At 70.5% G+C, this 9,886-nt stretch carries 10 protein-coding genes; 7 read left to right on the top strand and 3 right to left on the bottom strand.

Annotated elements, in window-relative coordinates; translation table 11 throughout:
• Together ACWCOV_RS40360 and ACWCOV_RS40355 are read right to left on the bottom strand one after the other, a co-directional pair.
• Nucleotides 1-663: ATP-binding cassette domain-containing protein (locus ACWCOV_RS40360; RefSeq protein WP_449834666.1), on the bottom strand; the 663-nt coding region annotated here is incomplete at its 3' end.
• 215 nt (nt 664-878) lie between these two features.
• Complete coding sequence (locus ACWCOV_RS40355; RefSeq protein WP_449834665.1) at nt 879-1,736, bottom strand: hypothetical protein; 858 nt, start codon at nt 1,734-1,736, stop codon at nt 879-881.
• A gap of 245 nt (nt 1,737-1,981) precedes the next feature.
• Here ACWCOV_RS40355 and ACWCOV_RS40350 point away from each other — a divergent pair, with 245 nt between their 5' ends.
• From ACWCOV_RS40350 to ACWCOV_RS40335, 4 genes are all read left to right on the top strand, one after another.
• Complete coding sequence (locus ACWCOV_RS40350; protein ID WP_449834664.1) at nt 1,982-2,566, top strand: CBS domain-containing protein; 585 nt, start codon at nt 1,982-1,984, stop codon at nt 2,564-2,566.
• A 295-nt stretch (nt 2,567-2,861) separates the two neighbouring features.
• Nucleotides 2,862-3,464, top strand: coding sequence for a hypothetical protein (locus ACWCOV_RS40345; RefSeq protein ID WP_449834663.1), 603 nt, complete (start codon nt 2,862-2,864; stop codon nt 3,462-3,464).
• Between the two features lie 13 nt (nt 3,465-3,477).
• Nucleotides 3,478-3,954, top strand: coding sequence for a GyrI-like domain-containing protein (locus tag ACWCOV_RS40340; protein ID WP_449834662.1), 477 nt, complete (start codon nt 3,478-3,480; stop codon nt 3,952-3,954).
• An 8-nt stretch (nt 3,955-3,962) separates the two neighbouring features.
• Entirely contained in the window at nt 3,963-4,778 is an 816-nt protein-coding gene (locus ACWCOV_RS40335) for a universal stress protein (protein WP_449834661.1), read from the top strand.
• A gap of 51 nt (nt 4,779-4,829) precedes the next feature.
• Here the strand turns inward: ACWCOV_RS40335 and ACWCOV_RS40330 are convergent, their stop codons facing one another.
• A complete protein-coding gene (locus tag ACWCOV_RS40330) occupies nt 4,830-5,711 on the bottom strand; it encodes a universal stress protein (RefSeq protein WP_449834660.1) in 882 nt (293 codons plus the stop codon).
• A gap of 161 nt (nt 5,712-5,872) precedes the next feature.
• Here ACWCOV_RS40330 and ACWCOV_RS40325 point away from each other — a divergent pair, with 161 nt between their 5' ends.
• The 3 genes from ACWCOV_RS40325 to ACWCOV_RS40315 form a co-directional block, all read left to right on the top strand.
• Nucleotides 5,873-8,299, top strand: coding sequence for a glycoside hydrolase family 65 protein (locus tag ACWCOV_RS40325; RefSeq protein ID WP_449834659.1), 2,427 nt, complete (start codon nt 5,873-5,875; stop codon nt 8,297-8,299).
• A 117-nt stretch (nt 8,300-8,416) separates the two neighbouring features.
• Entirely contained in the window at nt 8,417-9,433 is a 1,017-nt protein-coding gene (locus ACWCOV_RS40320) for a magnesium transporter (RefSeq protein WP_449834658.1), read from the top strand.
• The coding region (locus ACWCOV_RS40315) for a universal stress protein (protein WP_449834657.1) at nt 9,430-9,886 on the top strand (457 nt) is incomplete at its 3' end. The genes ACWCOV_RS40320 and ACWCOV_RS40315, both read left to right, overlap by 4 nt.

The raw sequence follows: 9,886 nt of genomic DNA, 5'->3' as shown, positions 1-9,886 counted from the left end.
CTCCGGGGCCGGTTCCGCGGCCGGGACGGCTCGACGGTCGAAGGTGGCGGTGCGATCGGCGTACTCGGCTGCCTCGGCCGCGGTCGTGACGGTGATCAGCACCGCCGCACCCCAGGCCGCTGCCTCGCGCAGCAGTTTCGCCAGCGCCAGCCGGCCGGGCGCGTCGAGTTCGGCAGTCGGGTCGTCCAGGACGATCACTTCCGGACGGTGCATCAGCGCTTGGACGACGCCCAGCCTGCGCAACTGTCCCCGGCACAGCTGGCCCATCGGCCGGTCCAGGTCCAGCGCGATCCGCTCGGCCAGCGTCACGGCGTACGACGCCGAGCAGCCACGCACGGCGGCACAGATGTCCAGCACGTCGCGCGAGCTCAGCGAGCCCATCGTCTCCAGGTCCTGGATCAGGAACCCGATCCGGCACTTCAGCTCAGCGTGGTCGTCCGTCGGGTCCAGGCCCAGTACTCGTGCCGACCCTGCGGCGGCCGTCGCACCGACCAGCACCCGGCTCACCGTGCTCTTACCGGTGCCGTTGGCGCCCAGCAGGGCGACGATCTCGCCGCGGCGTACGCGCAGCTCGTCGAGCTCGACTCCATGGACCGACAGCTCACGAACCACGATGGCCGGGTCCTGCACTCCGCCGGTTGCGCCCTGCTCGATGCTGTTCATCGCCCTCTCCCGTCGGTCGATCGTGAGTCCGAGTCTTCCGCCGCAGGGGTGACTCAGAACACAGTCCTCGGGCCTCGATCGGCCAGGACCGAGGACCCGCGAACCGGGCCCCGCCGACAGGCCGTAGGTCCCGCCCGATCCGGGCCGGCCGCCGCGACCACGGGCCCCGCCGCACCGGGAGCAGGAGTGGGTGGTGCCGTGCGGCAACGCGAAGCTCAGTCCAGCAGAACGTCTCTGATCGGCCGCCGCGGAGTCGGCGGCGTCGCGGGTCCGTAGCCGAACCGGATCACCGCCTGCGGTCGCCGCCAGGCACCCAGCGGGTCGTTGATGAGCCAGCGGAGCACTTCGTGCTCGATCACCTGGTTCAGCACTGAGCTCGAGACCCCGCGACCGGTCGCCTCGAGCAGAACCCGCTGCATCGCCTGACCCGCCCGCAGCCACTGGTCGGGGCCTTCGTACCGGGTGCACAGCACCGCGAGCTGTGGGTCGTGCTCGAGCGTCGCAAGCATTCTCCTGGTGGCCTCGGCGGGGCTTGCGGCGAGATCCCGCGCCGGTGACCGGCCACCCGCCACCTTCGTTGCTAGTCGCAACCATTTCAGCCGGGCGGGCTGGTTCAGCCAGTCCAGTTCGGCGCCCTCGAGCCGCGCGCTGAGCTCCAGCAGCGTGCGCACGTCGTCCGGGAGCCGCCGCTCGTCGTACGGCTGCCGGTTGGTCCGGCGCTGGACGACGTACGGCGCGAGCGGCCGTAACTGCTCGACGTCCGGACCGCCCGGGGCGAGGTTGAGCTCGGCGACCAGGTCCGGGCGATGCCGGTCGATCACGCTGCGGGCCGCGGCCGTCAGGCCGAGCCGGGCCGCGGCCACCCGGAGGTTGAAGATCGCCGCGCCCAGGGCGAGGAACAGCATCCGGCGATCCGGGTCCTCAGCCGGCTGCTCGCGCGCCCGATCCCGGTGGACTTCCACCACCCAGCCCCGGAAGCGGAACTTCCACGGCTGGGAGTTGTGCATGGACGGAGCCGCGACCGCTGCCCGAAGGAGCTCGTCGCGGTCCTGCTCGTCCAGTCCCGCTGTCATCTCGGCCGCCTCCGCTCAGGCTCGTGCCATCACGCCCGACGATGACCGTCGGCAGCGGACTCGGGCCAGGGGCGAAACACACAGCAGAGCCAGGACCTTGGTCATCCTTCGAGCGCCCTTGCGCCGGTGGCGGACGGACCGGCAGCCGGTCGCCTGCTGGTCCCCCGGCGGTGAGGACCTTCGGCTCTGACCGGCGCCACCCGGCCGACCTGCAATGGAGACAAGCGAAGGAGAAGGTGAGAACAATGCTGATCAGGGACCTGATGACCGCACCTGCCGTCACGGTGCTGAGTGAAACACCGGTCAGCGAAGCCGTTCGGCTGCTGGACCGGAACAAGATCACCTCGCTGCCGGTGGTCGACCGCAACGGTGCATTGATCGGTCTGCTGAGCGAGGCCGACCTGATGCAGGACGCGTTGCTGCTGTCCGACCGGATGCCGTCCGCACCGATCACCGTGTCAGGCGCCTGCCGTCCACGCCGGGTCGGCGAGGTGATGGCACACCTGGTGATGAGCGTGCACCCGGACGACGAGCTGGACGACGCCATCGATCTGATGCGATCGACGATGGTGAAAAGCCTGCCGGTCGAGGAGGCGGGCCGGGTGGTCGGCGTGGTCAGCCGAAGCGACGTCATCCACGTGCTGGCGACCCGCGAGGACCGGATCAGCGCCGACGTCAACGATGCCCTGAGGCAACGGAACCCCAGCTGGCACGCGGAAGTCGACGGCGGAATCGTCAAGGTCACCGGCCCCGCCACCGATCACGACCGCCGCCAAGCCAGGGCCGTCGCCGACACCGTCCGCGGCGTAGTCGCCGTACACATCGCTTGAGCGAGTGCTCCGACCGACGGGAGGAAAGATGACCACACCCAGCACCGGACCAGGTGGACGGTCTCCTGGGTCCGACGAGCGGAGGTTGCGGCGGCTGCGGACGACTGCGGCTGTCGCGATCAGTACGACGGCCGTCTTGGTGGCCGCCCTGGCGATCGTTCTGCTTCGTGGTGACGAAACCGTGCAACCGGGTGGGCCGCCTACGGGCCCAGCCGCTCCGACGCCGACCGTGACGACCAACAGGACGCCGAGTGCCACGCCGAGTACTCCGGCGCCGACGAGCACTACCCCTGCCATGTTCAAGTACCAGCCGCTGTGGCCCTTTGCCTCGGTGGCCGAGGCGCAGGCCTGGCAGGAGGCATATCGGTCCGGTGGGCATCAGCCGTGGCACCTGGACGCCGGCCAGACCGCGCTGGCCTTCACCACTGGCTACCTCGGCTTCAGCGAGCTCGACCGGGTGGTGTCCCGGTCGGTGCGAGGCTCCGAGGCCTGGGTGGCGGTCGGGTACCACGATCCGAACGGAGCGTCGAGCGTGGCCGCCGTCCTGCATCTGGCCCGGATCGGGTCCGGTGCCGACGCACCGTGGGAGGTGGTCGGCAGCCGCGACACCACGCTGTCCGTCGAGCGACCGGCGTACGGCGCGAAGGTGACCTCACCGATCACCGTCGGCGGCCGGATCACCGGGGTCGACGAGTCGATCGTGGTCGAGGTCCGGCAACCGTCCAGCGAACAGCCGATCGGCCGTGCCCCCGGCGTGCCGGCGGGCGGCGAGAACCAGCCGTGGTCCACGCGCGTCGGCTTCCGCGGCGCAACCGATCCGGTGCTGACCGTCGTCGCGTTCACCGGCGGCCACCTCCAGCGCGTCGAGCGCTTCGCTCTGACTGCCGCCCAGAACTGAAGTGGAGGACACCATGCGTATCGAATCGCGGTCAGTTCCCGCACAGCACACCGCAGTCATGAAGGCGATCCTGGATCGCGAGCAGCTGGGGTCCTGGATTCCGGCCGCGTTCGACCGGGTCGTCGCCTACCTGCGTGCGACCGGCGTCGCCCCGAAGGGCATGCCGATCGCCCGCTACCACCTGCTGCCCGACCACAAGTTCGACGTCGAGGTCGGATTCCCTGTCGACACCCGCATCGCGGGCGACGATCACGTGGAGCCTTCCAGCCTTCCGGCTGGAAGGGTCGTCGTCGCGTGGCACATCGGCCCGTACGAGCGACTGGGCGAGACCTACGAAGCCGTGGACGAATGGCTGAAAACCGAGGGCGGGATCCGTGTCGGAGACGCCTGGGAGGTATACCACGACCCGCCGACCGGTGACTCCCGGTTCTGGGGGACCGAGGTCGTCCAGCCGTTCACCCTCGCCGCGGTCGCGGCAGAGCAACGCTGAGAGGAACCATGAAGATCATCGTCGTCGGCGTGGCTGACAGTCCTGAGGCCGAGGCCGCCATCGAGTGGGGCGCGGCCGAGGCAGTGGTGAGCGACGCGCGGCTCAAGCTCGTACACGCCTTCGTCTGGCCGATGTTCCCGGTCCCGCTGGGTGGAAACGATCTGGCCCCGGGCCTGCGAGCGATGGCCGACAAGATCGTCGCCGAGTCCCAGGCGCTCGCCCGCAAACTCGAGCCAGAACTCGATGTCACCGCCGTACGTGTCGACGGATTCCCCGCTCCGGTCTTGCTGCGGGAGTCCCGCGACGCGGACCTGCTCGTGATCGGCAGCCGGGAACTGGGCGCAGCGGTCGGTCTGCTGGCCGGCTCGACCGGGCTCGACCTCGCCGCGCACGCACAGTGCCCCGTGGTCGTTGTACGGCCGGACTGGACTGAGCACGCCGGCGACCACGTCGTCGTGGGCTACGACGGATCAGCCGCGGCCGAGGCCGCCCTGGCCTTCGGATCGGCGTTCGCCAGGTCGCACCGGCTCGCGTTGCGCATCGTCGCGGTGGAGCCGTCGCACCACGATCGGCAACTGAGCCATCAGGATCTGGCCACCGCTGTTCAGCGGCACGGCGATCCGGTCCCGGATCTCGTCCATGTGACCGGGCACCCGGCGCAGCAGATCCTGCAGTGGTCGGCCGACGCCGCGCTGGTCGTGGTCGGCTCGCGCGGCCGCGGCGGATTCCGGGGGCTGCTCCTGGGATCGGTCAGCCAGGCCGTCCTGCACCATGCCCACTGCCCGGTCGCGGTCATCCCTCACCACCCAGCGCCTGGCACCTGATCTGTACCTGGGCGGGCCCGGCGCACCTGCCGTGCCCGCCCAGCATTGTCGTCAGCGGCCGGCAGGCGCGTGCACCACGGCGACCGGGCGGGTGGCATGCTGCACCACGCCGCGCGCGATCGAGCCGAGCAGCATGGCGGGCAGCCGGCGTCGCCGGTGACTGCCCACGACAAGCAGTTGCGCATCGTGCTGCTCCGCCGCCCGGACGATGCAGTCGACCGGGTGGCCGCGCCACACGTCGACGTCGATCGCGAGATCGGGGTACTTGGCCCGCCACTGCTCCGCGATCTGATGGAATGTCCGATCGACACCCGCTTCCCATTCCTCGGCCAGGCGTGGCGAGTTCACAGCCTCCCAGCTGTACATGTTCGGCAGGTCCCAGACGTGCAGCAGCCGCAGCGGAACGTGCCGCTCGGTCGCCTCCGTGACCGCGAACTCGATCGCCGCCTGATCGTCACCCGACTCGTCCAGCGCGATGACGACCGGCCCGTTGTGGCCGGCCGGGTCCCACCGGTCCGGTACGACGACCACGGGCACGGTGGCCGCGGCCGTCACAGCCTCCGACGTCGACCCGATCAGCAGCCGCCGGAACGCGCCGATCCCGCGCCGGCCGACGACCAGCATCCGGCCGCCGGCGGCCCGGCGGACCAGAGTTTCCGCCGGCGGCCCGACGACCAGGTCCATCTCGTGGTCGAGCGTGCCCGGCCTGTTGTCGAGATACGCCTGGACCTCGCCGACCAACTCCATCGCCGCGTCGTCGATCAGGTTCGGCTCCCAGTACGGCGACCGCCGTACCCGCTCGTCGATCACGTGGACCGCGTCCAGTGGCTCGTGTCGCAGTGCGGCCTCCTGCAGCGCCCATTCCAGTGCGCCACTGGTCCGCCAGGAAGCGTCGAGCCCAACGTGGATCACCGAGTTGACGGTTGTGCTCATGGCATTCGCCTCTCCTTCGTTTCCTCACCTTGATCGTCCGGCCGGGGGTGCGACCCCGGCAGGGGCGGTTGTCACGGCTGCGAGAAGCCGAAAGCCCCTGGCCCGGCCGAACAGGACCTTCGGCTCTGTTCGCGTCCGTGGCCGGTGCGCACAGTGGAGCCATGGCAGCTGTGTCCGCGTCGTCGGTCCACGGCGCTGTGGCCGACTGGATTCTTCGTTTCGACGGATACGACCCGGCGGACGAGCGCCGGCGCGAAGCGCTGTGCGCGGTCGGCAACGGGTACTTCGCCAGCCGCGGGGCCTGGGCCGGGTCGACGGCCGGAGACCGTCACTACCCCGGGACGTACCTGGCCGGCTACTACAACCGGCTGACCGACCGCATCGACCACGTCGGCGTCGAGAACGAGAGCCTGGTCAACCTGCCCGACTGGCTCCCACTCACTGTTGCCATCGACGACGGTGAGTGGCTGACCCCGGACAACTGCGCCGTCCTCGAGCACGACCAGGAGCTGGACCTCCGGCGCGGCGTCCTGACCCGGCACTTCCACCTGCGCGACCGGCTCGGCCGGGAGGTGCGCGGGGTCGAACGCCGGATCGCCAGCATGGCCGATCCCCATCTCGGTGGACAGACTCTCGCCGTCACGGCCGTGAACTGGTCGGGCCGGATGCGGATCGGCTCGGCAGTGCACGGTGGCGTCACCAACTCCGGCGTCGAGCGCTATCGCAAACTCGACGGCCGGCATCTCTGCGGGCTCGGTCCACTGGTTGCCGGCAGCAACCTGGTGGTGACCGCGACCACCTCGCAGTCGCACCATCGTGTTGCCGTCGGCACCAAAACGGTCGTCCTCCACAACGGAGCGCCCATCGACTGGACCACGCGGACCGACCGCACGTCGGCGTACGTCGAGCTGACCGTCGAGGTGGCGACGGGCGACGTCGTCAGCGCGGAGAAGGTCGTCGCAATCCACGGATCACGCGACGCCGGGATCTCGGAACCGGAGCTGGCCACCCGGGCCGCGCTCGACAACGCCCCGGGATTCGACCAGCTGACCGAAGCTCACACCCTGGCCTGGTCGCAGTTGTGGCGGCGCTTCTCCATCGACCTCGAGGAGCCGTTCGACGGAACCCTGGCCGCACTCCGGCTGAACCTCTTCCACCTGCTGCAGACCGTGTCGCCGCACAGCATCGACACCGATGCCGGCATACCGGCGCGTGGCTTGCACGGAGAGGCGTACCGCGGGCACGTCTTCTGGGACGAGCTGTTCGTGTTCCCGGTCCTCACGTTACGGATCCCCGAGCTCACCCGTGCGCTCCTGTGCTACCGGTCCCGCCGGCTGCCCGCCGCACGGCTGGCAGCGCGACAAAGCGGCTACCCCGGTGCGATGTTCCCGTGGCAATCGGGCAGCGACGGCCGCGAGGAGAGCCAGCGACTGCACCTCAACCCGCTGTCCGGGCGCTGGACCGAGGACGCGACCTTCCGGCAGCGACACGTCGGTCTCGCCGTCGCCTACACCATGTGGCAGTACGTCGAGACCACCGGCGACGTCGAGTTCCTGAGCGACCGCGGCGCCGAGGTCATCGTGGAGGTCGCCAGGTTCTTCGCCGCGCTGGCCGAGTACGACGCGGGCCGCGACCGCTACGTGATCAGGGCCGTGGTCGGCCCGGACGAGTTCCACACCGGGTACCCCGGCAGGCCGGATCCCGGCATCGACAACAACGCCTACACCAACGTGATGGCGGTCTGGTTGTTCGACGCCGCGGCGCGCGCGCTCGACCGACTGCCGTCGTGGCGACAGGCCGAGCTCGTCGAGTCGCTCGGCCTCACGCAGGCGGAACGCAACCGGTGGGACGAACTCACCCGCCGCATGTACGTGCCGTTCCACGACGGCGTGATCAGCCAGTTCGAGGGCTACGAACGTCTCGAGGAGCTGGACTGGCAGCACTACCAGCACAAGTACGGCGACATCCGGCGACTCGACCGGATCCTGGAGGCCGAGGGTCGCGACGTGTCGTCGTACCAGGTGTCCAAACAGGCCGACGTCCTGATGCTGCTCTACTTGCTGCCACGCAGGGACCTGTACAGCCTGATGGACCGGCTCGGGTACCCGCTGACCGGCGGCATCCTTCGCTCGACCGTCGAGTACTACCTCGCCCGGACCTGCCACGGCTCGTCCCTGAGCTCGGTCGTCCACGCCTGGGGCCTGGCGACCCTCGATCCGGACCGCGCGCTCGCCTTCCTGGAACAGGCACTGCACAGTGACTCCGGTGACGCGACGCAGACCGGGACCACAGCCGAAGGTATCCACCTCGCGGCGATGGCCGGCAGCGCCGACCTCCTCCAGCGCTGCTTCACCGGGCTGACCACGACCAAGGACGTCCTGCGGTTCGGTCCTCGGTGGCCGGGCAGACTGGGAACGCTCCGGATGGTCCTGCGCTATCGCGGCCATCGGGTGGTCGCCGAGATCTCGACCAGGAGCGCCACCGTCACCGTCGACACCGAGCCCGGCCCCGCCATCGCCGTCCGATGCTACGGACGGACCCGGCTGCTACGCCCTGGCGACTCTCACACGTGGACGCGTCCGGACTGAGTCACTGCGTGCTCTCAATCTCTTCGGATCGAAGCCGCCGGGGCAGGGCCTTCGGCCCGGGGCGTGCCGTACCTTCGCCCCTAGGACCGGGCCCGGTCGCGGGCGCAACCTGAAGCGGTGAGAACGCAATCGGCCGGACGACGCGCCGCGGCGGCGAGCGCGAGCCTGCCCATGCCGGACTCGCTGCTGGAGACGGCCGCGGAGCACGCGTCGATCGCCGTGCCGCTCGGCGCACCCGACGACACCGTCGGTGCAGTGCTGCACGCGATGGCCGGCCGCCAGTTCGACAGCGCCGCTGTCGTCGCGGTCTGTGCCGGCGACCGGCTCGCCGGCGTCGTCACGATCGAACGGCTGCTCGCCGCCGGTCCCGAGCTCCCGCTGCGGGCGGTGATGGATCCAGCGCCGCCCACTGTTGCCCCCGGCATCGATCAGGAGCGGGCGGCCTGGCAGGCCGTGAAGCACGGCGAACCGGGGCTCGCCGTTGTCGACCGGGCCGGTCGCTTCCGCGGCCTGATCGCACCCCAGCGGATGCTGGCAGTCCTGCTGGCCGAGCACGACGAGGACATGGCCCGGCTCGGCGGCTACCTCCACACGACAGCCGAGGCCCGGACCGCCAGCACCGAGCCTGTTCCCCACCGGTTGTGGCACCGGCTCCCCTGGCTGCTGGTCGGACTCGCCGGCGCACTCGGCGCCGCCGGAATCGTCGGCGCGTTCGAGGAGGCGCTGGAGCGCGCGGTGCTCGTCGCGTTCTTCGTACCCGGCGTGGTGTACATCGCCGACGCGGTCGGCACCCAGACCGAGGCGCTGGTGATTCGCGGACTGTCCGTCGGGGTGGGGATCCGGCGGATCGTCGTCCGTGAGACGCTGACCGGCCTGCTCGTCGGGGGCCTGCTCGGCGTCTTGGCGGCGCCGGCGATCTGGCTGCTGTGGGACGACATCGAGGTCGCCGTGGCCGTCGGCCTGGCCGTCTTCGCCGCCTCGTCCATCGCAACCCTGATCGCGATGGCCCTGCCCTGGTTGTTCGCCCGCCTCGGCGCGGATCCCGCCTTCGGCTCCGGACCGTTGGCCACGGTGATCCAGGACCTGCTCTCGATCGCGATCTACTTCGCGGCAATCATGGTGGTGACGACATGAACCGGCCCATCCTCATCGGGTACGACGGATCACCGGCGAGCCTCGCCGCCCTCCGCTGGGCCGCCGCCGAGGCCGGGCGGCAACTCCTGCCGCTCCGAGTCGTGCACGTGGCTCCGTGGCCGATCGTCCGGAGCGTGACCGGCGCCGCGGTGATGCTGCGGCAGGACAGCATCCGCGCGGCCGCGGAACGTCTGCTCGACCAGGCATGCCGATTCATCCGTGCCGAGTATCCCGGCCTGGCCATCGAAGTCGAGGTGGTGTTCGGGGACACCGCGCCGGTCCTCCTGCGGGAGGCCACGGATGCGGCAGTGCTGGTGCTCGGCTCCACGGGGCTCGGCGAGTTCCGTGAGCTCGCGGCGGGCTCGGTCACGACGCACGTCGCGACCCACGCGCACTGTCCGGTGGTCGCCGTACCCGCCGGCTGGACACCGCAGCCGGACGGCGAAGTGGTCG

It is taken from the genome of Kribbella sp. NPDC002412 (genome assembly GCF_053592935.1).
This window is presented reverse-complemented; position numbering and strand designations above follow the sequence as displayed.

Bases quoted from the DNA above. Each gene is read 5' to 3' on its own strand.
- ACWCOV_RS40340 (WP_449834662.1), top strand. From the start codon at position 3,478: ATGCGTATCGAATCGCGGTCAGTTCCCGCACAGCACACCGCAGTCATG.
- ACWCOV_RS40325 (WP_449834659.1), top strand. From the start codon at position 5,873: ATGGCAGCTGTGTCCGCGTCGTCGGTCCACGGCGCTGTGGCCGACTGG.
- ACWCOV_RS40350 (WP_449834664.1), top strand. From the start codon at position 1,982: ATGCTGATCAGGGACCTGATGACCGCACCTGCCGTCACGGTGCTGAGT.
- ACWCOV_RS40355 (WP_449834665.1), bottom strand. From the start codon at position 1,736: ATGACAGCGGGACTGGACGAGCAGGACCGCGACGAGCTCCTTCGGGCA.
- ACWCOV_RS40335 (WP_449834661.1), top strand. From the start codon at position 3,963: ATGAAGATCATCGTCGTCGGCGTGGCTGACAGTCCTGAGGCCGAGGCC.
- ACWCOV_RS40345 (WP_449834663.1), top strand. From the start codon at position 2,862: ATGTTCAAGTACCAGCCGCTGTGGCCCTTTGCCTCGGTGGCCGAGGCG.
- ACWCOV_RS40330 (WP_449834660.1), bottom strand. From the start codon at position 5,711: ATGAGCACAACCGTCAACTCGGTGATCCACGTTGGGCTCGACGCTTCC.